This is a genomic window from Nostoc sp. (assembly GCF_036917315.1).
GTDB lineage: Bacteria > Cyanobacteriota > Cyanobacteriia > Cyanobacteriales > Nostocaceae > Nostoc.
In genome coordinates this window covers 262386-289162 of record NZ_JBALDR010000048.1, presented here as the reverse complement: position 1 = coordinate 289162, position 26777 = coordinate 262386, and the positions used below count along the sequence as shown (strand labels likewise).

The 26777-nt window shown below is 40.7% G+C and carries 23 protein-coding genes; 5 read left to right on the top strand and 18 right to left on the bottom strand.

The features are described 5' to 3' along the window. Window positions 1–56 precede the first annotated feature (56 nt). Window positions 57–581: a thermonuclease family protein gene (locus V7K84_RS22505; protein ID WP_334841304.1), complete on the top strand. Its 525-nt coding sequence runs from the start codon at window positions 57–59 to the stop codon at window positions 579–581. A 208-nt stretch (window positions 582–789) separates the two neighbouring features. Here the strand turns inward: V7K84_RS22505 and V7K84_RS22500 are convergent, their stop codons facing one another. After that, complete coding sequence (locus V7K84_RS22500; RefSeq protein WP_334841303.1) at window positions 790–1392, bottom strand: glutathione binding-like protein; 603 nt, start codon at window positions 1390–1392, stop codon at window positions 790–792. A 283-nt stretch (window positions 1393–1675) separates the two neighbouring features. Here V7K84_RS22500 and V7K84_RS22495 point away from each other — a divergent pair, with 283 nt between their 5' ends. Next, window positions 1676–1891 (top strand): hypothetical protein, encoded by a 216-nt coding sequence (locus V7K84_RS22495; RefSeq protein ID WP_334841302.1) that lies wholly within the window; start codon window positions 1676–1678, stop codon window positions 1889–1891. Window positions 1892–2198: 307 nt separating this feature from the next. Continuing rightward, window positions 2199–2852: a hypothetical protein gene (locus tag V7K84_RS22490; protein ID WP_334841301.1), complete on the top strand. Its 654-nt coding sequence runs from the start codon at window positions 2199–2201 to the stop codon at window positions 2850–2852. Window positions 2853–2952: 100 nt separating this feature from the next. Here V7K84_RS22490 and V7K84_RS22485 read toward each other — a convergent pair whose 3' ends face one another. Both V7K84_RS22485 and V7K84_RS22480 read right to left on the bottom strand, forming a co-directional pair. Beyond that, window positions 2953–3999, bottom strand: a complete 1047-nt coding sequence (locus V7K84_RS22485) for a mevalonate kinase family protein (RefSeq protein ID WP_334841299.1) — start codon at window positions 3997–3999, stop codon at window positions 2953–2955. 188 nt (window positions 4000–4187) lie between these two features. After that, a complete protein-coding gene (locus V7K84_RS22480; RefSeq protein ID WP_334841297.1) occupies window positions 4188–4844 on the bottom strand; it encodes a hypothetical protein in 657 nt (218 codons plus the stop codon). Window positions 4845–5830: 986 nt separating this feature from the next. On the opposite strand from V7K84_RS22480, the gene V7K84_RS22475 reads away from it, so the two are divergent. After that, window positions 5831–5974: a hypothetical protein gene (locus V7K84_RS22475; RefSeq protein ID WP_334841295.1), complete on the top strand. Its 144-nt coding sequence runs from the start codon at window positions 5831–5833 to the stop codon at window positions 5972–5974. Between the two features lie 155 nt (window positions 5975–6129). Next, window positions 6130–6333 carry a hypothetical protein gene (locus V7K84_RS22470; RefSeq protein ID WP_334841294.1) on the top strand — a complete coding sequence of 68 codons (204 nt, stop codon included), beginning with the start codon at window positions 6130–6132 and terminating at the stop codon, window positions 6331–6333. Between the two features lie 63 nt (window positions 6334–6396). Here the strand turns inward: V7K84_RS22470 and V7K84_RS22465 are convergent, their stop codons facing one another. The 15 genes from V7K84_RS22465 to V7K84_RS22395 form a co-directional block, all read right to left on the bottom strand. Next, the gene (locus V7K84_RS22465; protein ID WP_334841293.1) at window positions 6397–8757 is read right to left on the bottom strand and encodes a DUF6519 domain-containing protein; all 2361 of its coding nucleotides are present in this window, start codon (window positions 8755–8757) and stop codon (window positions 6397–6399) included. A gap of 10 nt (window positions 8758–8767) precedes the next feature. Beyond that, window positions 8768–11305: a hypothetical protein gene (locus V7K84_RS22460; protein ID WP_334841292.1), complete on the bottom strand. Its 2538-nt coding sequence runs from the start codon at window positions 11303–11305 to the stop codon at window positions 8768–8770. After that, window positions 11302–14184, bottom strand: a complete 2883-nt coding sequence (locus V7K84_RS22455) for a putative baseplate assembly protein (RefSeq protein ID WP_334841290.1) — start codon at window positions 14182–14184, stop codon at window positions 11302–11304. Before V7K84_RS22455 ends, V7K84_RS22460 begins: the two co-directional genes overlap by 4 nt. After that, the gene (locus tag V7K84_RS22450; RefSeq protein ID WP_334841289.1) at window positions 14181–16739 is read right to left on the bottom strand and encodes a putative baseplate assembly protein; all 2559 of its coding nucleotides are present in this window, start codon (window positions 16737–16739) and stop codon (window positions 14181–14183) included. Before V7K84_RS22450 ends, V7K84_RS22455 begins: the two co-directional genes overlap by 4 nt. After that, on the bottom strand, window positions 16736–17140 hold the full coding sequence (locus V7K84_RS22445; protein ID WP_334841288.1) for a GPW/gp25 family protein: 405 nt from the start codon (window positions 17138–17140) through the stop codon (window positions 16736–16738). The genes V7K84_RS22450 and V7K84_RS22445 overlap by 4 nt, the downstream gene beginning before the upstream one ends. Further along, on the bottom strand, window positions 17140–17691 hold the full coding sequence (locus V7K84_RS22440) for a phage baseplate assembly protein V (protein WP_334841287.1): 552 nt from the start codon (window positions 17689–17691) through the stop codon (window positions 17140–17142). The genes V7K84_RS22445 and V7K84_RS22440 overlap by 1 nt, the downstream gene beginning before the upstream one ends. After that, window positions 17688–18848 carry a phage late control D family protein gene (locus V7K84_RS22435; protein ID WP_334841286.1) on the bottom strand — a complete coding sequence of 387 codons (1161 nt, stop codon included), beginning with the start codon at window positions 18846–18848 and terminating at the stop codon, window positions 17688–17690. The genes V7K84_RS22440 and V7K84_RS22435 overlap by 4 nt, the downstream gene beginning before the upstream one ends. 12 nt (window positions 18849–18860) lie before the next feature. Further along, entirely contained in the window at window positions 18861–19145 is a 285-nt protein-coding gene (locus tag V7K84_RS22430) for a hypothetical protein (RefSeq protein WP_099103146.1), read from the bottom strand. Window positions 19146–19240: 95 nt separating this feature from the next. Beyond that, on the bottom strand, window positions 19241–19897 hold the full coding sequence (locus V7K84_RS22425) for a hypothetical protein (protein ID WP_334841283.1): 657 nt from the start codon (window positions 19895–19897) through the stop codon (window positions 19241–19243). Between the two features lie 129 nt (window positions 19898–20026). After that, complete coding sequence (locus V7K84_RS22420; RefSeq protein ID WP_334841282.1) at window positions 20027–20461, bottom strand: hypothetical protein; 435 nt, start codon at window positions 20459–20461, stop codon at window positions 20027–20029. A gap of 204 nt (window positions 20462–20665) precedes the next feature. Continuing rightward, window positions 20666–22636 carry an eCIS core domain-containing protein gene (locus tag V7K84_RS22415; protein ID WP_334841280.1) on the bottom strand — a complete coding sequence of 657 codons (1971 nt, stop codon included), beginning with the start codon at window positions 22634–22636 and terminating at the stop codon, window positions 20666–20668. Window positions 22637–22708: 72 nt separating this feature from the next. Further along, window positions 22709–23185, bottom strand: a complete 477-nt coding sequence (locus tag V7K84_RS22410; protein WP_334841278.1) for an N-acetylmuramoyl-L-alanine amidase — start codon at window positions 23183–23185, stop codon at window positions 22709–22711. Next, window positions 23182–23439 carry a hypothetical protein gene (locus V7K84_RS22405; RefSeq protein ID WP_334841276.1) on the bottom strand — a complete coding sequence of 86 codons (258 nt, stop codon included), beginning with the start codon at window positions 23437–23439 and terminating at the stop codon, window positions 23182–23184. The genes V7K84_RS22410 and V7K84_RS22405 overlap by 4 nt, the downstream gene beginning before the upstream one ends. After that, window positions 23436–25532: an ATP-binding protein gene (locus V7K84_RS22400; protein WP_334841275.1), complete on the bottom strand. Its 2097-nt coding sequence runs from the start codon at window positions 25530–25532 to the stop codon at window positions 23436–23438. The genes V7K84_RS22405 and V7K84_RS22400 overlap by 4 nt, the downstream gene beginning before the upstream one ends. Then, window positions 25529–26776 (bottom strand): DUF4255 domain-containing protein, encoded by a 1248-nt coding sequence (locus V7K84_RS22395; RefSeq protein WP_334841274.1) that lies wholly within the window; start codon window positions 26774–26776, stop codon window positions 25529–25531. The genes V7K84_RS22400 and V7K84_RS22395 overlap by 4 nt, the downstream gene beginning before the upstream one ends. Between the last annotated feature and the right edge of the window lies 1 nt (window position 26777).

Below are 26777 nucleotides of genomic sequence, written 5' to 3'. Positions count from 1 at the left end.
TGTTTAATGCGGAAAAGAATTGTGGTTTCTTGTATTGCAATAACAGACCTAGTAATATGAAGCCATCGTCGAGAACTAGCATAATTTTAACTGCGATCGCCGGAGCGGCGATCGCCGCTATCTTGATTTTCCAAAGAACTAACCAGCCATCGATTGCGCTTACTGAAAAATGGATAGCTATCCAAGTAGCAGATGGGGACAGCATCACAGTTCGTCAAACCGATGGAAGCCAAATGTCAGTCGAGCTTTGTGGAATTGATGCCCCAGAAGTAAAACAGGGTAAATCTCCAGAACAACCATTGGCTAATGAGGCAAAACAGAAATTGCTCAAGCTAGTCGTTGCTGCTGATAACCAACTGATGATCGTTCCAGTGGAAAAAGACAACGATGGGCGCACCGTTGCAGAAGTTATGGCTCATGGACAGGGTGAGGCTGAGATTAGTTTTCAGGAAGAACTGCTCAAGAATGGTTTGGCCAGAACGCGTGACTCTAGTGTGGAGTGTCCAAATCAGTTGGCTTTTGAACAGGCTCGGAACATAGCAAAGGCATCCAAACTGGAATATGGAACCAGTCCAATTTAGAGAGGCATTGAGACTAAATGTTTATAGTACTCCATCGCCAGCAAGCATCTCTTATTAGTCCCTAGTGTATCTGGTCAAAGCCACGGATGCCGTGCGTAATCCAGTAATACTTGGGATTGCTTTGCGGTTACTTCCGAGCGAATGATTTTACTGTTGCTGGGATGGAGTTTGGATCATCCCCATTGTTGACTCATCCTTCCTCCTGCATTTAAGGAACTTGCATTCCGCGTTGCACAGCTGGACGTTGCTGCACCATGTCTACCCAGCGTTTGAGATTTGGGTGGTTGTCGAGTGTTAAACCCTGAAATTCATAAATTGCTACCCACGGATAAGTAGCAATATCAGCAATAGAATAGTCACCACAAATAAATTCATTGTCTTGCAGTTGTTTATCTAAGACACCATAAATACGTAAAGTTTCCTTTTCATAACGCTCGATGGCATAGGGAAATTTTTCGGGTGCAAAGCGTTTAAAGTGGTTAAGTTGCCCAAACATTGGCCCGACTCCTCCCATTTGGAACATCAGCCACTCTAGGACTTGAAAACGGCTTTTTTGTTCAGTGGGTAAGAGTTTACCTGTTTTTTCGGCTAGGTAAATTAGAATTGCACCCGATTCAAAGACTTTAATCCCAGTTTCTTGGTCAACAATGGCCGGAATTTTACTATTGGGATTGATGGCGATGTATTCAGGTGTAAATTGCTGTTGAGTAGTAATGTCAATTTTGTGGACATTGTAGGGCAATTCGACTTCTTCCAGCATGACGGAAGCTTTGCGTCCATTGGGCGTGGTGAAGGTGTAGAGATCAATCATCTGCTGCTATCCCAAAATCTTGACATTTTCCGATGGTAGTGTAGCTTTGATTGAGAAATTAGGGTATTAGCCGATAGAGAGATAACAGCAATACTGAACAGGTACAGCTTAGAGTTGATTCTTCTTTTAGTACTTAGTTGTTTTTAATACGCAGTGGTGAAACTGACCACTTTAAATAAAATTATCAGCCCGTTGGGGAGCATCGGTAAGTCAATAAACAAGCGATCGCACTCTGGCGCAATATCCTTTGAAGAGAGTACTTAGAATTTATCAGTAGAAACTCATGAATAACCAACCGAATCACGATAACGTTACTCCACAAGAGACACCATGCCCTATCTGCGGTTCACAAAATTTTGTTTGGGGTCGTACCGTTGGAGAATCAGTAAGTCAGTGGGTGTATTTCCGTGCTGATGGGGCTGCGTGGGGGGAAGGCGAAAAGCTACGGGCGCGTAAATGTAGAGATTGTAACAATGTTCAACTTTTTTCGTATGATTAGCTGATAAGTAGCCACCAGTGAGTAAATTGTAGTCAAATACTTGGCATTATTTATCCATCATAGGAGAAATATTACGCTACATTTTACCTCCTTACCCAGTCCGAACCCAGCAATCAATTTTGGCGGGGCAGACTAATAGTGTAGTTAGATGGCATTTTGGGCATACTCAAGTACAAAACTATACCTTTTGCAACTTTGATAAAATCCACTAAATAACAGTTAATTAGATAGTTTATTTTTTGATAAATTTACGGTAGTTTGTCTTTAGTGAAGGTAAACACTACCTAATATCAAAATCAAATTAATTATGCTTAGATTACGGGCTGTATGGTTCACTCCGGTAGCTGCCGCGCTTTTGAGTTTTGGACTAGGTACAAAAAAAGTAATGGCGCAGATACAATATCCATTTTCAGCTATCTACAATTCAGAAACTACTCTTGAACCGATTGCAGGAAACATTTTAAAAATAACCAATATAGGTGAAAGTGCTAATCCGCCATACGGTCTAACTAGACTTGTAAATATCAGTTATGGCAATCTCGACAATAATACAGGTGTGATTACAATTGAGCCAGATCCAGCAACGTTTGGGTTAGACGACTTACCGCTTGGTAATATTACAATTTTTGGTCAAGGAGAAGATAAGCTATTTGGAACCACCAGGGGTACTGCTACCCTTGACTTTCAAAATTTTGTGGGCACGGTTTCTAATACTATAAGTATTACTGGCGGCTTAGGTACATTCGACGGTGCAATTGGCACACTGATCTTGTCAGAGAATCTTACACTCAACCCAGATATAACTTCTCCTGTAAGAGGTCTACCTCTAATCTCAGGTTCGTTTCAAACATTTCAAACAGTTCCAGAACCGAGGAATAACGCGGCGATCTTTAGTATCGGCTCAATTGGAGTAGGTTTCCTATTACGCCGACATAGACTTAGAGTTAGATCATTTGAGTAATCATAAGCTGTATGTCTCGTTTAATTTAGCGGATTGGCGGTATTTTAACAAACATCCCCATACTGGTTTTTGTCCTCAGCTAAGTCAATCGTCGAAGTTGCTAGCTTGAGATAGTTAACTGTAACGCTTGCATTTGAGGAAAATCACGCTTAATAATTTCGATAGCTTTTTTTTGACTCTCTTGATTTTTAACTATCAGTTGTGCAGTGCCATCCCCCTGAGAACCTACGCCTTTTCCTCCAAAGATATAAGGCTTAAGTGGCTCGTGATGGAGAAGCAGATGCAGCTTTTTTGCAGTTAATTGATCGGGACAAGCCGGAACTACATATCGGTCAAATTCCGCTTGTGTTTTTGTCATTAAAGCTCCAAGAAGTTGGGCATCTCCAAGTTGTATTGCTTCAACTGCTGCCTGGGTAATTTCAGAGCTAATAGAACCAAAATATTTTTGGACATTTTGCTCTATTGAATTAGTAGCCAAAGGATAACACTGATTCAATCGTATTAGTATTTCTTGTGTGTTTTTGCTCCCGCCGAGATCGACAATCACAAAAAACAAATCCTCACTCACTTTCAATTCGAGTAGGTCGATTTTTTCGCCATCAAATATCATCAATATTGGGCGATTTCCATAAGCACAAGCCTGATCCATACGACCACAAAGGCTAGGAGTGGTTCTTTCTCCCAGATAGGCAAACTCCATTTCTGAACGAATTGTCATCTTCAAGTCATAGAGACGATTAAAAGACCGAGCAATGAGAACGCAAAAGGCAGCACTCGAAGATAATCCCTTTTGGATGGGTAAGTCGGTTAGATAATTATTAACCTCAAGCCCACCGACACCATAGTGAGTCAGAAATTGATAAGCTGTACCAGCAGCATAACTAAAAAAACCACCCTTTGCCGCTATGCATTTCAGGGTATTAGATTCCATAGGTAATCTCAACGGTTCATAACTCTTGCCATCATTGAGAGAAGTACGAATAATTAATTCAGTAGAATTAGGTTTGACCGAGGCATAAATTCCTTGATTAGTACCAACAATTAAGGTATAGCCCTTTGCTAGCAGAGGATTAACACTGCGATATTCTCCTGCCCAGTCAGTGTGTTCTCCGAACAAACAAAGACGGCCTGGAACAAAAATTCTCATTTTAAGTTTCCTGTTCTTAATCGAGGTATATTATCCTGATTAATTTGAATAAACAACATACCACTCATCACTCCAATAGCCCACATCAGCAGAACTTTTGGCAATAAAGAGAGAGAATTGATTGAGGAGGCGAGTTTAAAAGGAAGTAACAGAGCATTCAGGATGATTCAGGATTTTTCTAGAACCAATTACTGCTCAAGAGAAATATTGGCCGAGTAGATATGCCATCTACGTTGCTTTGGAGTTGAGCCAGGAACTTTATTGACTCGTCGCAGCTTATAGCTACCACGAAAACGCTGTGGAGTTCCATTGCTAGTAACACTCGTAACAGTAACGGGAATTTCAATATATAGCGAGCCTGCTGCCCCTTCTAAAGAACCCGGTTTTCCGACTTCTTCAACAATGGATACGGTGTTAGCAAAACCCTGCTGAAATTCCTCAAATGATTGCTTACTGGCAGTACCATCTCCATCCCAAGCCAAGTAAGCTTGTTTATAGTCTTGGCGAGCGATGGCATCGTAATAATCATGAATGAGTTGGACTGCTTGTTGTTCTGGGGACTGGTTATTTACAGGATTTTGTGTGCCAGAGGCAGGTAGAGAAGATGGATTAGACCTGTCCGAAATATTTGCCGACGTTGGGCGATTGGCAGATGCTAGTTGTGATGTGGCAGAGTTATTGCAAGCTGTAATAGACATAGCAAGCAATAAAACTCCAATGACTGTATAACGTTGTTTTAACCAGATACAAAAAGAAAAGTTGATATTGAACAAAGCTATCTCCTGTGGAGTCTGCGCTAGTAGCCTGATAAATTCAGCATACTTGAATTTATTGGTTACAGCCATTGAAAAATTAAGATAAATATGAGTTTGAGTAATGCAAATTTGGCTTTGCTATCAGCATTTTAACCTCTAATATAATAATTACCGTTCGCAACCCACACCATCCCTATCAAATCCGTGCGGTTCTGGTGGATTAACTCTAAATCTGCGGTAAGGAATATCAGGACAATTCAAATCAACCAAATTTGGTAGAATGCAAATATCTGGGTAAGCCCTATTGCATTATTGCACCTGCTGTCCGCGTGGTTGTTCCTTGAGTTAGTTTTTTGCTGCGTCCGAAATCTTAAGACATTACTGGTTGAAATTGATTCCAAAAACCCAGCTTTTTGACTTTAGCATCAGCCTCAGCCTTACGGTTTTATCTGCCAAACTTTAATAGATTTGTACATATCGAGCGATCGCAGGCAATGTTTCAGTCCCCGTGAGGGGATTTGGTTATCGGAAACTATGCGATCGCTTTCAAGAATTGCGACATTTTCAAATTGTTTCAGTCCCCGTGAGGGGATTTGGTTATCGGAAACGAAAAAAAGAGCTACCTTAGCGATCGCTCTTAAGATTATGTTTCAGTCCCCGTGAGGGGATTTGGTTATCGGAAACCCCAAACGAAACCATTACTAGCATTTACCATAAGCATGTTTCAGTCTCCGTGAGGGGATTTGGTTATCGGAAACCGCTCCATCCGAAACTCTTATGGAGTATGGTTCCTGGGAAGGTTTTTGGCGGATCGAAAAAAAGGTTCATTTTCAACCGCTATTATTGCAAGTAATTTGCAACTTTCCCAATTCTTGAAACGCTGTAATTATTATTTATTTGTCTAGGTTCTGGCGATTTTGGCAGAACCCCCAGGGTTTTAGACCCCGCTTCGATTTGCCAATCATCAAGCTGATTACATAATCATAAGACTATTGTTTGCTCTTGTCGAAGAATTTCGCAACCATACGTCCAAGTGCAAGCGATCGCTTTCTGTCCCAACAGGAACTTAATCAATCATGACATACCAAATCTACAGCCATCAACAGCTGCAACTGAAATCCATTGCCAGACTCAAGCAAATCTACAGCGAAATCGCCTGCACAGTCGAAGTAAGCGACAAACGCTGCAAGGATTCTTGGATTAGTGCGATCGCCGATTAAGCTGTTACGCAGCTTATCGTACTTGCAAGAGAATCAAATTCAGCCGCTCTCTCCACAGGAATTATTCTCATAAATCACAGCAGAGATTGAGCTTTATCAACAACAAATAAATATTCTCAAGCAACAGTTAGCCATAGTAACTGGAGGTTTCACAAATGTATAAGACGGTTGACAACAGCTTTGACCGTAGAGCAAATCATTTGCTGCGTTCGATTCGGCTTTGTGGTGGTTGTGTTCCTCTGCACCGTTTGCAATTCCAATTCTCCGATTCAGTCATTCAAACACTGCTGGATAAAGAACTGGTGCAAGTACAGAACACGGGGCGCGGCTTTTTGTTGGAGATTGCCGAGGATTTTTAACTGACGAAACAATCATTGTTGTCAGAATTTCTAAACACTATGCCTGCATATCCTGTTCCATTGTCAAGTTTTAATATGAATAATACTTACCCAGTCACCTCCTTCAGAGCCATTTCCGCTAAACCGTTCAGGAACACCAGGCCAGATATTGTTGGCATCCAACGCCTGAATATTACTAACTGTTAATTTATTGCTATCTGTCTTAAGGATGTAAACTTGACCCCCATCGACTAAGCGCCATTTTAAATTTTCCTTTTCCGTTACCAAACTAATATTTGGAGAAAGTGAAATTCCCTTTGATTGAAACTGCTGACGCAAATCATCAGAAATACTACCTTTGTTTAAATCTCCTTGCAAATTCAAATTTTCAAAATCAAACAATGGTTCTTCATTCATAATCCAATCACCATGTAATAGGACAGTAAACTGGTAGATATTACTCTGATTAAAAACAGTTTTTTGTGACCAATCATCAGGTGTAATTAATCGAACAGCTTGAGCATAACCATTATTTCCATTTTTTAAAGATTCAACTTCTGTAATTAGATTGACATTACGATCTAACACATCAGTGCCAATTGCCCAACGGATAGACTTTGGTTCAGATTTTTTAACTTGAACTGGTTCAACCTTCATTGGCAATATATAAAATACTTCCCCTCTAAATACATTATCCGTATGAGCTAAAACAGAAACACTACTCTTGTGTAAACTATCAATGCGGACTGGTTTTTGAAACTGAATTACTAGACCTAGTTTAGTAAATAAATCTTTCAAAGGCTGGGATTTTAAATTAAATAATTGATCGTCTGGTATATTGCTAGAATTTTCCTCTTCTTTTCCAAGGCTAGCTTCAAAAACTTGGTCGTGATGCCAGCTAGCATTGATTATGCAGTTGAATTCTTTAATTGTTTGTGTAGGATTTTCCTTAGTATCAACTGGCGCTGTAGAATTAGCTTTTATACTAACAGGTACTGTCGTAGAATCTTTACTACTAATCTTTCTTCGGCAATCATGAACTATTACTTTATCAGGATTACCTAAAATTACCGCTAGAGGTGCATAATAATGAGCTATACCATGCGGTGGTTGAGGTTGAGGCTCTAATTTTCCTTCTTTGTTTTTTTGTTTGGGCCATTCTACATTGCCAGTAGCTGTTCGGACAGGAATTAACCAATAATCACCTACTTGATAAAAGTTATTCTGAGTATCTGCTTGAAATTGAATCTCAATTCCATCTTCAAGGGGAAACCATTTATTACTCCCTTCAGATAAATTTACTTCGACTTCTTTAGAGTCCCAACGGCGTAATAGAGGGTGCTTTTCTGGAAGCAATGTGTTGCTCTTGCTATCTCCTGAGAGAATTACTTGATTCTCAATGCGATCCACTTGCTCAACTTTTAGTAATTGGCGATCGCTATCTCCAAGTATATAATCATCATTGATGATTTCAACCCAATCACCTGCTGATAAACTAGAATTTTTGTCTTTTCCTAAATGTTCTAGCTTGAATACAAGTACTGAGGAATTTTTCTCAGTAGATGTCACAATAGGAAAAACAATTGAGCTATTTTCGCGTGACCAAACAAATGATAGTTGATTAGTGTTTTTAACAGTAGAAACTCTAAAAATTTCCGCCCGATAAAGATGGTTTTCAGCACCACGAAATTTGGAATTAAACGGAATAACACATGGATCGTTTATTCCTGTAGAACTAGGCTTTGTAATTCTGGCAATAATTTCGCCTTTTCCAGGCTTCAATAATTCTTGACCTAGCACACTCTGAAAATAATCACGATCCTTACTAACTTGCTTGGCAACCGTTTCAATATCTTGATTATCTTTTAATTGTTTGAGCTTGACTTGCCAAACTAACTTAGAGCGAATTGCTGTATCTGCTCCCCCTAAAGCAACTTCACGAATATTAATTTTGAAGTCGTCACGATCTTCAATCGGAGTTATATGTCGTTCCCAAACATCAAGATAAGCAAGATATGTTGCTCCATTTAATTGAACTTTACAAGGATCTATAACTTCCGGCGTAAAATCTGGCTGCTGAAGATAAGATACAAATTCCTCATTTTCACAAAGTATACCATCTACATAATAATTGCCTTTGCTAATTAAATAGCTTTGGCATTGGAGCCGTTTTTTTAATTCATGTTTTTCTTCATCATTCAGGTTATCAATATTATTAATTTGCTCCTCAGTGGCGATAAATTCAAAACCACAATTCTGCTCTGGTCCACCTTGTAGTCCAAATATATCTTTGGCCAAAGTTTGCAGGCGATTTAGTAAAATTGATGTCTGTTCGTTGAAGTCTGCATCTAATTGCACTCTACCTTGTTGCATCAATACTCGAAGGAAGTGCTTGCTTTTGTCGTAGGTATCACGAGTAAAATCGCCTCTAAATTCTCCTTGCATAAAATCCTCTTTAGCTAGCGTAAATAATGCCAATTTCAGTATTAGCGGGTGTATATTCATCTAAACGGATGCGTAGGTTAGCCTCTTTTTGAGGCTGATATAGATTGTGAAAAGCACCCATTTCTGATTCATCATCAGCGCCACGTTTGATTTCTTCAGCACAGGTTGACGCTAACTGACAATAAGTAGGTGTGCCATAACGTATACTGTTGAATTGAGGTCGTAAGTGATGTCTGATGACAAGCAGGTTTGTATCTAACTGTTCTGTCTCTAGTTCAGTTTCTTGTCTAATCTTTTGCTCCACTAAATCAGGTTGACAATTATACCGACGTGGTGTGCGTGAGTTGGGCATCACGTAGCAGAAACGGATACAACCTTGTTGACGACGAGCAACGAATATAATGCCGTTAAAAATACTGTTTTCTGCCAAATCAATTGCATGTATTTGCATCTGGCCAATGACTGTGCAACGTGCAATAGTCAAACGCACATGGGCTATAGAATAACCTACTGCACCGATCGCTTCACCTTCTATATTGATAGCATCTATAATGCTATCACTAATATTTATAGGTAAAGGGTCAGTCTCTAGCTCATCTTGGTTAACCTGAATGGAGCCAATAATACTGTGTGCGATCGTTACGCACGCATTGATATTAAATAACTCCAAACTTGGCTCGCTAGAACGTCGGGGTTCGCAGTCACAATGTAATGACCAGCCCGGCACTAATGTAGAATGGCGGATAATAATCGCAGATGGTTTTTGTACAATAGAGGTAGAATAATCTGCAAATTGAGTCGGATTACCTTCTATATGCACTCCCCGACCAGTAATCAATAAACCATCCAGAACAAAGCAACTTCCTGACTCTACTGTGACATTTAAAGCGTCACCCAAAGAAGTTCTCCAATCTAGAATGCGTATTACCGGACGCTTGTGGTTAGCTGCACGTAATTGCAGACTTTGGTTTTGTTCCAGTTCAATATTAATTCGTTCTACATAAACGCCACTATCAATAATTTCAATTACAGCATTATGGGGTTTGTCTCGTTGCCACTGTGAGATTGCTTCAGTAATAGTTTGATAATACCCTCGTGAAGTTTGACTGACGCTGTAATGAGCATAATGCTTTCTGATTTGAGATGGAAAAGCTTCTTCTAATAGCAAACGATTACAGCGAATCAGTTCTTTACCTTGGAGATTTTGCTGAACCAAACGTTTAGTTTTGGCACTCAAGGTGATAGATGCAAAACGTTGTTCATCATAAAGGCTTTTACCTAAAAGTAGTTGATTTAGCTCTGAAAGCAAAGCTGCAATTAAAGCTGGTTCGGGAGGAGGACTGGTGTAGGCATCCAAAAGCCTTTGGGTATCACTGGAAAATTGCGATCGCAAAAAATCGGATAATGCAGAAGCATCTTGTTGTAAGCTAAAAATTGCTGGCTCTTGAATATCACCAACATCAAGTAAGAAATGTGCTGTAGAATCTAACAAAGTTCGGTCATATTCGCCACCACCAATATCAGCACTGAAACCATAATGATAAGAAACCCAAACACCATTTTTTGGTAACTGGCGGATCGGAAAAATCATTCGGCCTAATTCTGGATCAACTGCTATATAGTCTTGCTCTAGTTGATAATTCCAATCGCCCAGATCGGCAATAATAATTTGCTCTGGAGAGATTAGATGCAGTTTTGAGCCAACACCTTTCCAGACTTGCAAACTTTTGGTAAATTCTTCTGGATTTGGGTTTGAATCAAAATAATCGCTTTTGTGAGATTGCAAAACTTGCCGTTGAATGGGAATAGGTAAATTTAATTCGCAATCAATTTGGGTTGCATCTTTTGCTAATTGGGGACGAGTGTAAAGCGGAGTGTCGTTACCCGTAATACTAAATGTGTAGCAGTTAGAGCTAACTTCTTCCAAACAGAAAGCTGGTGTGACAGTCATAGAATAAGCTTTTAATCGCCAAACAAAAATACCAATATTTGGAGTATTATACTTTCCAGGTTGCTCTTGTGAAGAAATATGGTGGATATCTACTGTATGAGCTAATTCATCGAATGGGCTATTTAATTTTGTGATTCCATCCACCTGGCGCAGATTTAATGTTGTTGAGGTTGACGAACGCAGGTGATTGATATGCTGTGTTTTGCTAACTAGCCGATCAAATTCTACAACTCGTATCGGCCAGCCAGCTATTTTATCAGCCAGCAATTCCAACAAAGCTAGCGTTCCCTTGCGCCGTCGATAGCGAATAGTATTTGCTACTTCCCGACGAGGATTTAAAATCTTGTTATCTTGCTGTTTTGTACCAGAACTATGAACGCTTTGATAACCAATTAAATCACCAATGTATGGTACTACCCAATCTTGGCAAGTTTCAATAAACCAGTTCTCATAGAGTTGAGTAATATCTGCTTCAACAATATCTACTTGTTCAGCAATGACACGTAATAAATCCCGTAGGGGATAGCCAAGTTCTGCATCACGTATGCGGTAAACGGCTGGCAACAGTTCATAAAGACGGTCTGGGGAATTGCTCATGATTTCAACTCCTTCAGAATTAGTGTATCTGGTACTTTCGGGTTGAGAATAGCTAATTGAGCCGGGAAAAGTTGATTTATTGTTGAATCAAAAACAGCCAAGTTTACAGGAATCCATTGTTTTGGTTGTCCATTTCCACCAGTGCTGCCTACTTTTGCCAATTCTTGAAGTTTAGTATTTAAAATGCCTGGACTTTGGGCTTCAGTTTCGGAAACGCTATCTAAAATATCTACATCCACGTAGTCTACGCCAGGTACTTGTTGAATCGTGCTGATAACTCCACTGAGGACAACATTTTCTCCTAGTTCCTGATTTTCAAAGCTAAATTTATCGAATAAAGCAGTGCGAATTTCCTGTGCTACAAATGACCATTGATAATTTGCTAAAATTCGCACATTGGCGCTGATAATTAACAGCATTAGTTCCCGCATATCTATTTGTAGTGACTGATAGGGGTCGCCAAACTGGTATAATGCTTGCACAAAACTGCGATATAAATCTGAGTTTCTATCAATATAAATATCATCAGCCCCAGCGATGGTAATATGCAGAATTTGATCCGAACCATTTGAAAGACGTTGAGCATTTGATTTGCCAATTCCAGTAAAAGTACGCGCAAAATTGGCATAGTCCTGCACGGAAACTGCACGGTTGAGAGATGTTATGCCAACGGGTGCATTGCGGCGTATTTCATAATCGCTTTCTGGGTCTGCGCCTCCTGTTGCTGCTATGGGGTTGAGTACGCCACTCAAACCTAGAGGTTGCATTGCCAGTTGCGTAATTTTTTCTGCTGCAACATTACCACTTTTGCCAGTGCCAGCGCGGTAGACTGCTTTGACATTTTCAATCCCACTAGGCAACCTAGCTCCATGTTCACCATTGCCAAAGATAATAGTTGTATTGCCATCGCTATCAGTTTGGGTGACATAAGCGCGGTCTGTTGGACTTAACTCAATCAAATTTTCTACTTCTTGCCAACGGACATCATTAACATATACTTCTAAAGTGCTAGCAACACCACTAGGGATAGGTGCTGGTAGATAGCTAAGGGGCGGTAGTGATAGAGTAAATTGTTGATTTGCTTTAGTACCATCACCACTGCCCAGTATTTCAGTATGAGTCTCGCCATGAGTGGCTTTGACTACGTTGCCATAGATAGTAACAGTCTCTCGTTTGTAAGAATAAGCTAAAGGTCTAGCAAATTTCAGGAATGTATGGGGTTTGTCATTGGATAAATTCGCACATATATCTTGTCTCACCCCAGCTAACATAACAACTTCGCTAGCCCAGACACCGTTGACATCAGATATATCACTGCGTTCACCGGAGATAATTAACCAACGTCCAGGTTGGAGATTTTCGTAGAGATTGTCTAGTTCAATTTCCATCTGGTCAGATATATAATTTTGAGCGCTTGGTGCATCTTTCAGGTCAACTGGTTTTTCCACCAAATTCAAATCTTCACTCTTGAGATACACTGTAGTTTTACGCATGACATCTAAAGATATATCCTGTTCTTTTAACCAAGGCTTATCTAAAGTGAGTTGGGTAATTCTTCCTACTATGTTATAGGCAATTTTAGAGATATTTTCAATTTTTATTACTTGATAAATCTCAATTTCATTAACATCTACACGTTCAATCGCTAGGGAACTTCCAGGTGTAATTCCATCATATTGAGCATCTAAGGCTAAGATATTTCGTAATTCTGATGGTAGTGTGCTAGAGGAGCTTGATGTTGACTCATTTACATCTGCAATTTGCCATTCCTCATATTTTTCAATTCGCCCTTGCTGGTCAAAAATCGGCTTCAAAGCTACGTCATGTCCGAAAGGTGCAGCTTTGATTCCTAAAAACTCAATTCGGTTTAACTGATTAGCAGAATTAACTTGATTGTTAGTTAAAATTTGATATATTGCTGTGTTTGAAGCGGGATTTAAAGTATTATTAATTAACCGAAAATTCATATCAATATTTTCGGGAGAGAAAATCTGTTGTTTTGTCCGCTCAAGTTCTAGAGCATTGGCAGGTTGTAAGGATGGCAGTTTGATTAATTGTTTTATTCTTTCTTCTATTGTATTTACTGAATTTTCATTAGTTAATTTCTGTGTAACTTTTGGTGGTAATTGTAATGTAAGTTTTGTCCGGTTTTCCTCTGTTTGAGGCTCAATAATTTGAATTTTGCGAATGAATTGTTTAGCATCACCAAAGATCAGTAAAAGTGGATCGTTAGGTTTGAGATTCGCATTTATACCATCTAAATAAATCTTATCAATTTCGGTAACGGTTGTTGAATTAACTTGTTGTGGTTGACTCATCCGGGGCTTGAGTTGATTCAACTGGGCATAAGCTCGCAGTTTTTCGGATGTTTCAAAAAATTCCGGCGATTCGTCAGAATCAGGTATACTCTGGCTACTCAAACCAACAGGAATTTCCAAATTGTAACCATCTTCTAGGGTAAAAGCTAAATAAACGCTGGCGCTAACACCGGGACTATGTGCATAGTCTACCAATCGAGCTAATTCTACTAAGGAACGTCGCTCAATCGCAGTACGTAAGTAACCTTCATTGGCTATGCGTTCCTGATAAAATGTTAGAACGTCTGCGACAGTAGCCCAAGCATCTAATAGAGCTAGAGACGGGTCTTGAGAATCGCGGGTTTTTAGATGTTTGAGTGAGGGAAACTTGCTCTCACCCAGACGCGCTTTCATTGTCTCGAAAAAGCTTGCATGGGTTCCAACTCGATAAGCTAGGGTAGAAAAACCAGGTTGATTTGCTACTGATGTGGGAGTGATAATTTGGACACCTTCACAGCAACCACAACTAGAGCGATCGCTTGGTTTATAGTTATGACAGTTACAGCTACAACTTAATTTCATCTGCCACCTCGCAAATCGAGTGTAAATTTACCGTTTTCGGGAAAGTTGGGGTTGTTGTCGAGTCGGGCAATTTCCAAAGAACCAATGGGTAAAAAACCTGCTTCAATCTCGTGATTGTCACCTGCAAAAAGACGTTCTAGCTTAGTTATAGAGACGCTTTCAACGCCTGAAACACTATAAGCTTGAGCTACAATCTGACTTAATGCAATTCCTTGCCCAAAAGTCGAGTTATCGGGATGGAAAAAACCACGCCGACCATCAGCTAAAATCCGGTTACTGAAAATATCCAGTAAAGCAGCTTTGACATGACCGCGCAAATAGTCAAATTTAACATCAACTCTCATCGCTATATCTAAACACACGTATGCTGCTCGTTGAACGATGACATCATGACCAATGCGACGATATTTTTCTAAGTCTGTGGTAATATTTTGCAGTAATTTGCGATCTACCGTTTCTTTGTTGAAGGGATCTACTGTCACCCAGACTTCATACCCACTGCCCGTCCAGCGTAAAATGGCTGTTGCTTGTTGAACTTTTGTTGGGAAATGTTGCATTACTAATTGTGCGTAGTCATCAGCAGTAATGGCACGCTCTAATTTTTTGTGAGATAGGTGCGGTGCATATAATTTCACCTGAGATAGAGGTTCGGGTGCTGTCCCACCTTGAGCGCTTAAGGGCTGGTGTGGCTGCAATGTCGAACCACTAATTGGTTCATTGTGAAAAACAATATAAGAAATCGCTTCAGCACTAATATTACCTGCAAGTCCATTACCTACCCGGTAAGTTGCTTGGAAGTGAGTATTGGGTGCTGGTTTTATTCCTAATTCACCGTCTCCAAAACGCAAGTGAGCTTGTCCATCGTTGTCCATTTCCACAACAAAATGTTGATCTTCGTTGTTGCTGTCTATGAGATCGTATTGGGGAGTCCAAGTAGAGTGATTTCCAGTACTCCTAAGTTGGATTTGGGGTAATGCTTGCTGGGGGTCTTGAATTAAGAGACTTTTAGCATCTTGGGTGAGGTTTTTTCTAGACAGAGGTTGACTGAAAATTAAAGGCGTTTTTTGCAAGGTAGGACGGAAGCGATCGCCAACTACTAAAATTTCTCTAGGTTCGCCTTCTTCTTCGCACTCGTGAATTATCTCTTTTCCCGGTACAGTTCCTAAATCTTCCCGTTCAATAGTGCGTCCATGATCGACTAGAATCACATTGCCTCTGGCAACACTAATATCAACTAGCTGACAATCTGGTGGGACTATTGCCGAAATACAAAGGGGAAAAGGTAATGCGTCTTCTTCTGCCCATTCGATTTCTACAATTGGCTGATTGTAAAGTTCGTCTACACTTGCCTTGACATTTGTCAAGCGTACAGTATGGCGATGCTTCATGTCTGCATCTTCTGGGATACCTGTTTTCGGACTTCTAATTTCTTCAAAAATTAGGATGTCACCAATTTTCAGATGCAATTTTCGCTGATGCTCAAGTTGGGAAGAGGAATTTGCCCTCTCTGGCTGTGTGGGATGTATAAATTCATCTACTAATGTAGCGCTTGTGGAACCATGAGAAAGACAGCATGAACCATCGCCCCAAGTATAAAATAGAATTTTGTTATGAGCGTTGTAGAGATGAATCGGTAAGGGCGTTAGCGGTTCAAAAACTTCATAACTGTTAGGAGGAACATCATCTAGGTGGCGAATATCTTCTAAGATAGTGCCAAAGGGAGGCGCGTTTTTATGATTAGTAATAAAGTAGAAATTTTTTGTTTCCAGGGAAATATCAATACTTGTCTCCAGCCACAACCAAGTACGTGCATTACAACCCTCATGCATGGGATAATCGATCAGACGGGCATGACGGCGAACAGAAATCCGTTGGCGGGCAGTTTCTAGATAAGCTTCTGTGGCTACAGCGTCCTGATAGTAGCTGAGATAATCGCCAACATAAGCGAGGATTTCCACTAAAGTAATTCCTAAATCGGGAACATGACGTTCTTCCCAATCCGGCATTACTAGGGAGAGGCGGTCTAAAATCAACTGGCGAAAACTAGCATAATCTTTAGCCAAATAGTTGATAGCTGGTTCAACTAATTGTGTTGGCGGACAAGTTTGCTGTTGCAAGCAATCCATGTCAGTGTTACAGATCCCATCTCGGAATTTAAATTCTACTTGGGAGTAGCGCGGGTCAAAATTGGGATATGGTTGATCTGTGGGTTTGCCCTGTTCATCTAATGACACCAAGCGCAAAGTATACACAGAGAAATCGCCAGTTTGGTCAAGATTAACTGTTAAGTAACTCTCACAATTTTGAGGACTTTCTACCTGTAAATTAGTCACATGAAGATGGCGGATGCGCTGGCCGCCTTCAATCAAGAGATTCTCTTTTTTCAGGTTTTCTGGTACCGAACCTAAAAAGTAGACATATAGCGATGCTCCTTCGGAGCCGCTACGCGATCGCAAATCATCGCTAACTTCTACATAATCTAGCCCGTTTTTTCTTTGCCTACGGATTTCTTGGCGGCGCTGTTCGTTTTGGTAAGTTAAGGTATGGCTATTCATGGCACTGTCGTCCTAAAAGTAGCTGTTTGTGTCTCCCCAGAACTTTGCACCAAATACTCCACCACTATGTAAAGACTGGAATCAACGTTTGTTACTTCCAAAGTTTGCAGATCGATTAAATCGCCTAACCATTGCTCAATAGATGCTTGAATAGTAATTTCCATAGCTTTTGCTAGTTCCGGGCTATTGGGTGCAAAAATTAAAGACAATACACCACTGCCGAAATCTGGGCGGTTGACTCGTTCGCCGGGAGTAGTAAACAGTAGTTGTTCAATTAAGTCGCGGATGTGTTGATTTTCATCGCTGGTGCTGGCGGTGCGATAGTTTCTATCGAAATGAAAGGGAAAATCGATGTTGATGACATTTCTTTGCCTGGAAAGATTTACGAGATATTCTGGCATTAAGTTACTTCCAAATCAAAGTTGTTAATCGATACCTTATTACCATTTAGATTCACAGTGGCATTGTTTCCATTGTTGATTTCAATTCCCGAACTATTCATCACTATTGTCATAGTTTGTTTCCCGATTTTGGCTTCAATAATTATGCTTTGCTTACCTTGTTTATCATTGATTTCAATCCTGCCAATATCGGTTTTAAGTACCTTGGTTTCTGGGTCATAAGGATTAGCGGGTACTATGTTTGGAACCTTTTCATCTGCCCAAAAGCAGCCACTCCAAATTGGGTAGTCTGGATCTCCGTTTTCAAACTCAATCCACACTAAAGCACCTTTGGGTGGAATGAGGAATAACCCAACTCCTTGCCCAGCATAGGGAACGCAAGGTAATGCCCAACCGCTAGGATCGTTGCCAAAAATTTCTTGCACTTTTGCTTGCACGCGACCAATCTTCCACGGGTCGCTATTGTCAGATACTACGCCTCGGTATTTGCCGTAAAAAGAAGGTCTTTGTTGATTTATACTTCCATAAGTATCAAGTTTTGATTCGTTCATACTTTTAACATCTGAATTGTTGCACCTTGTCCCTCACGTTTCAAAGTAAAACTTTGTTTATATTCGCCACGCTTGATGCGATGCGTTACTTGTTTGACGTAGTAATAACCGCCGTAAGTTTTTCCCACACCCCGCACTCCCACCAATTGACGCACTTCTAAGACATAACCATAGCGAACAGTATCTACTTCCCCACTAGCAGTTACGGCATTTTCCTGCGAACGGCTAGCCAATAATTCGGTTTCCTTTTGAGCTAGGATTTTTTCGAGTTTATTGGTGCTACGTAGCACTTCTGTTCGTAATGATTTAGCAGGCTTGTTAGCTAAAGCTTGACCGGGCGATTTAGGAACCTGAATCGAAATTGATGTTCCAGTTTTTTCATCGCTAATTGATGCTTGAGGTTTAATAGATTCTAGAGCATTAAAATTGAAACTTATAGATGAATCTACATTGGTAAATGCCCCCATATTCATTGACAATGCTGGTTGATAAGGAGTAACTTTCTTTTTTTCCTCACCCCAGTAAGCAATGTTTTTACCAGGAGTTTTATCGGGCTTGATTTCAAAAATAAAACTATTACGTAGAGCTAGTTTCTGAATAAACTGTAAGTCTGTACTTTGCTGAGTGGTAATTTGTTCTTCTTTTTTGGGTGAAAAATCTCTAGTAGTATCTTGTACATCTAATGTCAGCCCATATCTAACTTTATATTTTTGTAAAATTTGCTTGACAATTTGAGAATCAGATAAGTTTAGGTAAGTTTCATTTTTATCTTCCAGATCGAGCATAAGACTAATATCTTCACCAGTAACTATTAGCCTTGATTCCCCTGGTTGATTACTTGGGGCAATTTGATGATCGGTAATAATGCCGTCAATTAATATAGGGCTTTGAAGACTACGGCTTACACCGACTTTTACATTAACTACTATCTGAATAACAACTCGATTGGGAGGATTCAAAATATCTTTTTGAAGTAACCAATAATCTGAAAAGCTTTTTAATTCTTTACTAAGACTAAAGGTCATTTGAAAACCACTACGATCGCGGTCTTGTTGAGTCACTTCTAAGTCTATTAGCGCGTCTATTACTTCATAAGGCGCAGGTGTTGGTATGGTGCTACCAATCATGAGTTTTAGACGAATATCTGAGTCAGGCATAAGTTAACCTTTTTAAATCAGAGGAATACGCAGTCGCCGACCAATTTGGGCAGTCAATTCATCAGGGTGCATAACGTTGTTAGCATCGCATAAATGCCAAAAAACTTCGGGGTCATGAAGATAATTTGCAGTGATATTATCTAGGCGATCGCCTTCGCTGACTTGATGTTCTTGAAGAATTTCAAACCTTTGTGATGACGGTAAAAATCTGCGTCTGAGGTAACTGATAGTTTGATTTGATGTTGTTTGCCATTTGGCAATTTCTATATCGTAGTAACGACTGCTTTCAGTAAACATTTTACTTTTTTATTTTACAACTAAAAACCTATATTTATCGAGATATTTTTGAGAAACTTACAGATGAAATAATTCATGATTAAAGATAGCCAAGTTTATAAGAAAGAAGCAACTGTCTTGATAACAGTCGCAGCCGTGTTTACCTTAGCTAGAAGCTCTTTTTGCTTGTGATAGACTCTGAACAAGCTGCTGCCTTTATGGTCAAATCTCAAATCATTTGTGCTTAATACTTGCATACCTAAACTGACTTTGGCACGAATGGGATTTAGTTTAGAATCGAATGCTTCTTCGGTAATGCTGAACTCAGAGAGACGTACTGGCATTACACGATTGAAGCTCCATATAAATACACTTAAATCCGCCTCATTTGGTAAGATTTCTAAAACACCCGTGCTGGCAAGCTGATTGTTTGTCTTAATTTGGCTACTTGTAGGATAGATCAGGGTTTCTAGGGCTGCTAATTGAGGATATATGCCAAATAACACTGTATCTGGATTTTTTGTAGGAAACTCCAGTTGATCTGTAGCATCAATTTCTGCCTCTAGTTGAATAGTCTCTAGCGGTGGTGCAACTAGACGCAAAGCTTCTAGGCGATCGCTTCCTTCAGAACCCGCACCTCTTACCTGTAAAGTGCGTCTGAGTGTTTCGGGATTGTATTGCAGTATAATCAATCCTTTGGGCAAAAAGCTAACAGCATCAAGGATGGCGATCGTTCCTTTTAATAAGCGTGGCGCACCAGGAAAGTGGGACATAAAATTATTCCTAAATCATTTGTGGTTTTTGGTACTAATTATTGAGAACGCGTAGCTCAAGGCAAATTTTTAAATTAGCGATCGCATAGTCAATAAGAGTACAAAAAATTGTGTCTCTACAAATTTTTATCAAGTACCTTTTGTTGTCATATTTGTAGTAGTAAAGTATCCCGTACCAGTATACAAAGGAATGGGGTCTGGTATTGCTGGTGTTACTGGTGTTGGCGGTATTTGAGCTGGCACGATAACTTGAAATCTCGCTATGAAGGTAGTACCTTTGAGTAATACTGCTTTTCGGGTAGATTTAACTTTTCTAGCTTTTTGATTGATGGCTAAGGATTGAATGGAAAGTGTTCCTGTACCAGGGGTGATATTTGGCGGACTTATGTAAGAACAACCAGGTACAATAACTTTTTTCTCGTCACCAACAACGCAAATATTTTTTTTGTTAACTGTTGGTATGCCAGTACCTTTTAAGATGAAAGGACGCACTACAACTATTGCTTTGCCAAAGATGGGGTTGAATATAGCTTGATCGCCAGTAATGAGAATAAAGTCTAACATCAGGTTTTTGGTGAGAAAATAGAAGATTAAGTCGAGTTTGCTATGGGAGTGATCGCACACTCCTCAACCTTCATACATAGGCGATCGCTTTGAGGTCAGGTTGAATCAGCAAATAATGGCGCGATCGCACGTCCATCAACTTTCATATATCTACACTTGCTAATAATCTTACTTACCTGTCATTCCCCTTTGTCTCCTCTTTTTTTATCTGCTTGATGATGCTAGTTCTTTGTTTTCCGTGCTATTTACAATTTCTGGGGTATGCTGGGTTAAAGGATTATGTTGATGAAATTCCAATTTATTACTTTCTTTTTCCATTGAATAGTAAGTCTTGCTTATTGGGAACTCATATATCACTCGGTGAACATATAAAGATTGCTTCTCTATAGCCGAAATGGCGATCTTTTTCAATGTATCTATATCTACAGATTCATCCAGAATAGTTACGAAGATCACTCCTTCATATGAGGAACCTGTTAGTGTAAACTCTCTTTGGTCTAATTTTCCCTGTGGATCGCCAGAAGCTGTCAAACTTGCTAGCTGATTGGCTGCTGATTCAACATTGCTTTTTACCGTATTTTTATTAGCTGTTTTTGCCTGAATAAATGTTGTTTTCTTTCCAGATTCTTTCTTCCTCCATATTGTTATATCTGCCCCAACACCACCTTGAACTAGACTTTCAGAAAGCTCATATCCAAGATACGATGGAAGGTCATTTTGTCTAACTTTTCCTAATTGCACCTTAGCTTCTTTTTCTTCTTTCACAATTGTTAAGGCTAAAGTCAATTCATTCATGAAGCCTGAATCTTTCTGTGCTTTTTTAGCTACATTTATGATTTCTTTACTAGGAAATACTCGTTGGGTATCTTGCAATTCTTTGACATAAGATTCAATGACATCAGTAAATTGTTCCTCGGCTGAGGTGCTACTTGTAGAGGAGCCTGCCGTTAAGCCAGCTCTCTGGTTCTGCAAGAAAGTTTGATGTTTCGTGACTTCTTCTATTAAAGTCTGTTTGTTATTAGCTGTCACTTCTATCTTTTCATCTTTAACTAAGTCAATAAGAGCATCCATTCTCTCCTTTTTTACTTGATCTTTGTTTTGCGGTTTCACTTTCGATGAAAGTAAGTCATTTTCCTTAATACGTTTTTTTACGTCCTCCTCATTTCTGAGCGTGTAAGGTCCGTACTTCAGAATCCTTTGTATTGGGGATATAGCTGGTGTTTGTTTTTTATAATTAGAAGAACAACGAATTCCAGAGTCATACTCTCCCTGCCAAAAGAAGATATCATGTCCCGTAGTGAAAGCCTTTGTCTGAATCAATTGATTCAACTGATCAGATTGAGCACCTGTATGCAGCCTGACATCATTGTATTTTGTCCCAAATGCGTGCCCCTTTGGTTTGCGGATAATGTCCGCGAGTGGTAGTCCGCTACCTCTCTTTTTTTTCTGTAGAAAATCCTCTATTCTTGACTTGTTTGTTTCGAGCTTTCCCTTTCTTTGATAGCTCAATGAAATAGAGCCTGCTTTCGCCCCCATTACATCTGCTTCCCTCTCCAACCCCTCTTCTTCATTAATCACCTCCCCCTTGGCTTGCAACGTTGGCTTGACACGTCCCTGTTTCTGCTGCACTACATGCCACGCTTCATGTGCTAGGTGCTTTTCCTGAGCAGGTTCCACATATATATCCGTGCCCTGCGTATACGCCAACGCCTGCAACTGGGAGGGTTTGGAGGAATTGTAGTGGACTTTCACATCATCCAGAGACATGCCGGAGAGATTTTCAATACTGGCTTTCAGGTTATCTGGCAATCCGGTTTTGTTTTCCTGATGCACTCTGGACGAATAGATGCCTTCACCTAGTGCATCTAACATCTCCTGTCGCTGGTTTGCCTGTCCTTCTCCTAAATACTCTGATGCTTGTGTGTTCTTCTGCTGCACGACTGAACTACCTATCAGCTTCGCCATAATCTGCTGTGGTTGAGTTGTGCTAATAGGCACTTGGCTAAAGTCTTTAGATAAAGCCGAATTACCCAATGGTTGCGCTTCTTTATCATCTGTTGATTGCACCTCTGCGTCCGAAACCGAACGAACAGCGGCACGCTGTAAAATACCACTCTCTTGGGGTTTCTCACTTTTTTGCTGCTGATTAGTTTGGGCAATTCTTTTACTAGTCATGGTTTCATTCCTTAATATTCAACATGCCGTTCATTGTGCTGCTCAGTCGCTTAAGAAATGTCTCGTCAAGTTTCAGGCTATTGTCTCTTTAAACTTTTCAAAGGATGCTTCATCAGGCCAAATCCATTTAGGACAATCAGTTCCGCCAGCCATTGTATCTACTGTACGGTGCGTATGAATGTGAGATTTCTGAATTTTGTATTTATCCACCAAATATCCAATCAAGTTCAACGAACACTGTTGTTGCTCTTGTGTCATACCTGAATTATTTTTGTCAGCAACGTGTTCGATTCCGATAGAATGATGATTCATAGCTCTGTCACCTGCGTGCCAAGCGGTATGATCTTCTAACACCATCTGGATGCATGTACCGTCACGAGCAACAATGTAGTGTGCAGAAACTTTCGCTTCAGGGTCTTGGAATTGAGCTATGGCAGCTTGCAATGAACAGTCGGTGTTGTGACACACAATAGAATCAATTGTCGATTCGCGGTAATCATTCTGATTTTTAGAGCTTGCAGGAATCCATTTTACGTCTGGTCTACTCATGATTTTTCTCCTAATATTTTGATAACTATTTCTTGTGCAATTTGTTGCCCCATTTGGGTAGGATTAGTTCCAAGCTCTAATTGAATAGCACCACCAGGCACTACGCCACCTGAGAGCAAGTTGTCTGGTAAACCTTTATTAGCCAACAACTTCGCCAATTCACTCTCTACCTCTGCTTGCAACAACCGCGCTTGACTGGGAGAAATCGGCATCCCCTCTAAAATCAGCTTTTCAATATCAATATTGATATTCATACCCTTACCCCCGTAGATACTAAAACTCGAAAATCCGCTTCATTCACTGGTCGATCCAACTTGCGAAACTCAGCCCGCGCTGCCGCTAACACCAACTGCATCGTTACAGGCGTACCAGCCCCAGCGGCCAGAAATGCTGCATTCAAAGCAATATTGTGGATACTGCCCCCTGTCATATTCAAACGTGCCAAACGGTTAAAATCTAAATTCTGTATTGGTGTCTCTGGTGGAAACACCTTTTGCCACATCACCTGACGTTCAGCCACACCCGGAAAAGGAAAATTCACAATAAACCGCAAGCGACGCATAAAGGCATGATCTAACGAACTCTTGAGATTCGTTGCTAGAATTGCCAAACCGCGATAAGCCTCCAATCGCTGCAACAGGTAATTCACCTCAATATTGGCGTAGCGGTCATGGCTATCCTTTACCTCAGAACGTTTGCCAAATAAGGCATCCGCTTCATCAAAAAACAGAATCGCCCCACCATCTTCCGCCGCATCAAACAAACGCCGCAGATTTTTCTCCGTTTCTCCAATATATTTGTTGACCACAGATGAAAGGTCAATGCGATAAAGATTTAGCTGCAAATCATTGGCTATCACCTCCGCCGCCATTGTCTTCCCTGTGCCGCTTTCTCCGGCAAACAAAGCGCTAATCCCCATGCCCCGATTCATACGGTTGTGAAAACCCCACTGTTGATAAACTAGGCTGCGCTGCCTAATTTGGTCAGCAATTTGATGCAACAAGTTTGTCTCTTCTGCTGGTAGGACAATATTATCCCAAGTCGCTTTCGGGTCGAGGCGTTGAGCTAAAGTATCTAACTGCGGATGAGTACTAGCAAGACAAGCCGACCAAAGCTTACCACGCAAGGTTTTTCTCCAAGCCGATTCGTTGAACCTCTCCCCCAACCCCTCTCCTACAAGGAGAGGGGAGTCTTCCTCCCCCCTTCCCTTGTAGGGAAGGGGGGCTGGGGGGGTTAGGTCTTCTTCCTGCGACGGCATTTCCCCCAACACTTGCTGGGCAATCTGCTCAATCTTGACTAAATTTAGGTTAAACTGAGTCGCCAGAAGTTGCGGACTAGTATCTGCTACTCCTCCTAATGCCTCAGTCCAAGTTGCTTTTTGTTCCGTGAGTGTTGGCTTTTCAACATCTACGACAATTGTCGGCAGACCCAATTGCCTAACTTCACGAGTGCTAAGGAAAAGTAGACCACCACTGCGGGTAAGAAACCGATGCAAGGGAAGTGCTTGTCCTTCTGTAGTCGGTTTAGTGTCAATTTCTTGGGCATCTAAATACAGCGCCAGCGGCAATAACAAGCTTTCCCGATGCCACAAACGAGCAATTGTCTCTAATTCTCCCGCCTGAGTGGGCAATAATTCCACTGACAAACGATAGATATATTTATCTAGTTGGGCTGCTACATGTTGGGCTATTAGTTGCTTGCTGAGGGAATCTGCCCCGACTAGCTGAATAATTGGTAAACGTTGTTCTCTGTGCGCTTGGTGCAGTTGCTGAATAATTGTTTTGACAACAGCGTTTTGAGATGGGGGTAATTTTACATTCCATTCAGCTGTTTCCATCGGCATCAGTAATGCCACCAAGCGATCGTCTAAAGAATTTAATCCTTTAACATAATTTAATATACGTTCATCTACCCGTAAACCACTCGTAGTCAGCGGTTGAACTCCTGACTGATGAATTTCAATTAATCGCCAGTAACGCAAAGGTCGTTCCCAACAAAGAGCATCCCAAGTAGGTTCATCGAATAATGATAAAGCTAAGGCAAAGGTAGGATAAGGCTGGTGAGAATTATCTGAAGCTTTGGCGCAAAGACGCGCTATACCTGGATCTAATTCCATTGCAATGCATAACAGTAAGACCTGTTGTTCAAAGTCAGATAAATCTAACTTTTGGCTTAATAGAACTAGTGCTGTGGATGGATTCATCCCTTCCACTATTGCCATTTCTGTGACTTTAGGCTTTTCAATATCAGGTAACTGTGCAAACTCAGACAAACGCCAGCGTAGCCAAGCCAGTTCATTTGCTAGGTATTCTTCATTGTTTGCTCTCCAAGAATCGAGGTTGTTCATAAAATCACCACCTTCTGGTTCTGGTCGAAAACAGGCGGTGTCACTGTGCGATCCACCAGCAAACTATCTACTCCATCAATCCGCACTCGTACAAAATACTCACCCGGTGTAACACCTGCAATCCGAAACTCCAGCCTATCTGTTTGATTTGGATGTGGTTGAGCTAGAACTTCGCGATCGCCTAACAATAACGCCACCCGCTGTCTTGGTCGCACTTGGGGGCTTAAAATCAGAGTGAGGGTTACTTCGCCATTAGCGTCTGTTGTTGCTTGTCGTGGTATAATATCTAAGATTTTTGGTGCTAAGGCAAAAGATAATTCATTGGTAGTCCGACTTGGTTCGTTAGTCCGCGTTACTTTGACTACCACGGTATAAAAACCCGCCGCCCAGTTTACAGGCTCATCAGGTAATTGAACTCTAATATCTGTTGCTGTTATCTCTGCTAAAGGTGGCAATTCCAGAGAAATTTCTAATCGAATATTTGTAAAAGATATAACTACATTTTCTGCATTTAGGTGAAAACCATTAAAAATCAAAATATCACCCAATCTGGCGCTAGCTTGCTGGTTAGGTAATTGCAGAGAAACTAATGTGGGCAAGGGAGACAATAGATTTGATTGTAGAATTGGGCCGCGATCGCTAGACTGACGCTTGATAATTGGTAGCGGAGTTTTTGCAGGTAAGCTACTCTCAATCAGCACTACTGACACCTCATAAGCAGCAGAAACTCGATAGGGTACTTGAAAAGTTGACCAGAGATTAAACACCTCTTCCACAGATAGCGGTTGATAATCAATTCGCAACTGTTCTTCTTGTAAGTCAAGGTCGTACTCGGTCGGATCGGTAGTAGGCAAGGCTGCCCTAATATCCGTAGAAGTAATCATCGGATGGTCATTAAAAACACTCATGGCCACGCCTAATAACCGATGACTCGTAGGTTCTGGAAAGTCATCATTTTGGGCATAAGCAGTCAGTAGGTAGTAAAGGTTCAACGGCAAAAGCTGCCCTCCTGTTTCACCAGGTTTCACTTGAGAAGGAATATCCATATTCCGCCAAGCTGGGTTTATTTGAGTATCGTAGAGAAATAAATTAACTTGATCGCCACTACTATCAGTATTATCTCGTACCTTATCCAATGGTCGTGTCGTCACAGTGATTCCCCCCGAACTCTCAACATCAAACCTTTGCTGTAGCAAGTGACGCAATGTAATTGTGACAGCCGCAATAGCTAAAGCGTTGCTCATC

Excerpts from the sequence above, each read along its gene's own strand:
- V7K84_RS22465 (WP_334841293.1), bottom strand. The coding sequence starts at position 8,757 with ATGCAAGGAGAATTTAGAGGCGATTTTACTCGTGATACCTACGACAAA.
- V7K84_RS22460 (WP_334841292.1), bottom strand. The coding sequence starts at position 11,305 with ATGAGCAATTCCCCAGACCGTCTTTATGAACTGTTGCCAGCCGTTTAC.
- V7K84_RS22445 (WP_334841288.1), bottom strand. The coding sequence starts at position 17,140 with ATGCCAGAATATCTCGTAAATCTTTCCAGGCAAAGAAATGTCATCAAC.
- V7K84_RS22505 (WP_334841304.1), top strand. The coding sequence starts at position 57 with ATGAAGCCATCGTCGAGAACTAGCATAATTTTAACTGCGATCGCCGGA.
- V7K84_RS22410 (WP_334841278.1), bottom strand. The coding sequence starts at position 23,185 with ATGAGTAGACCAGACGTAAAATGGATTCCTGCAAGCTCTAAAAATCAG.
- V7K84_RS22415 (WP_334841280.1), bottom strand. The coding sequence starts at position 22,636 with ATGACTAGTAAAAGAATTGCCCAAACTAATCAGCAGCAAAAAAGTGAG.
- V7K84_RS22395 (WP_334841274.1), bottom strand. The coding sequence starts at position 26,776 with ATGAGCAACGCTTTAGCTATTGCGGCTGTCACAATTACATTGCGTCAC.
- V7K84_RS22450 (WP_334841289.1), bottom strand. The coding sequence starts at position 16,739 with ATGAATAGCCATACCTTAACTTACCAAAACGAACAGCGCCGCCAAGAA.
- V7K84_RS22490 (WP_334841301.1), top strand. The coding sequence starts at position 2,199 with ATGCTTAGATTACGGGCTGTATGGTTCACTCCGGTAGCTGCCGCGCTT.
- V7K84_RS22430 (WP_099103146.1), bottom strand. The coding sequence starts at position 19,145 with ATGTTTACTGAAAGCAGTCGTTACTACGATATAGAAATTGCCAAATGG.
- V7K84_RS22425 (WP_334841283.1), bottom strand. The coding sequence starts at position 19,897 with ATGTCCCACTTTCCTGGTGCGCCACGCTTATTAAAAGGAACGATCGCC.
- V7K84_RS22470 (WP_334841294.1), top strand. The coding sequence starts at position 6,130 with ATGTATAAGACGGTTGACAACAGCTTTGACCGTAGAGCAAATCATTTG.
- V7K84_RS22485 (WP_334841299.1), bottom strand. The coding sequence starts at position 3,999 with ATGAGAATTTTTGTTCCAGGCCGTCTTTGTTTGTTCGGAGAACACACT.
- V7K84_RS22480 (WP_334841297.1), bottom strand. The coding sequence starts at position 4,844 with ATGGCTGTAACCAATAAATTCAAGTATGCTGAATTTATCAGGCTACTA.
- V7K84_RS22475 (WP_334841295.1), top strand. The coding sequence starts at position 5,831 with ATGACATACCAAATCTACAGCCATCAACAGCTGCAACTGAAATCCATT.
- V7K84_RS22435 (WP_334841286.1), bottom strand. The coding sequence starts at position 18,848 with ATGCCTGACTCAGATATTCGTCTAAAACTCATGATTGGTAGCACCATA.
- V7K84_RS22420 (WP_334841282.1), bottom strand. The coding sequence starts at position 20,461 with ATGTTAGACTTTATTCTCATTACTGGCGATCAAGCTATATTCAACCCC.
- V7K84_RS22495 (WP_334841302.1), top strand. The coding sequence starts at position 1,676 with ATGAATAACCAACCGAATCACGATAACGTTACTCCACAAGAGACACCA.
- V7K84_RS22400 (WP_334841275.1), bottom strand. The coding sequence starts at position 25,532 with ATGAACAACCTCGATTCTTGGAGAGCAAACAATGAAGAATACCTAGCA.
- V7K84_RS22405 (WP_334841276.1), bottom strand. The coding sequence starts at position 23,439 with ATGAATATCAATATTGATATTGAAAAGCTGATTTTAGAGGGGATGCCG.
- V7K84_RS22500 (WP_334841303.1), bottom strand. The coding sequence starts at position 1,392 with ATGATTGATCTCTACACCTTCACCACGCCCAATGGACGCAAAGCTTCC.
- V7K84_RS22440 (WP_334841287.1), bottom strand. The coding sequence starts at position 17,691 with ATGAACGAATCAAAACTTGATACTTATGGAAGTATAAATCAACAAAGA.
- V7K84_RS22455 (WP_334841290.1), bottom strand. The coding sequence starts at position 14,184 with ATGAAATTAAGTTGTAGCTGTAACTGTCATAACTATAAACCAAGCGAT.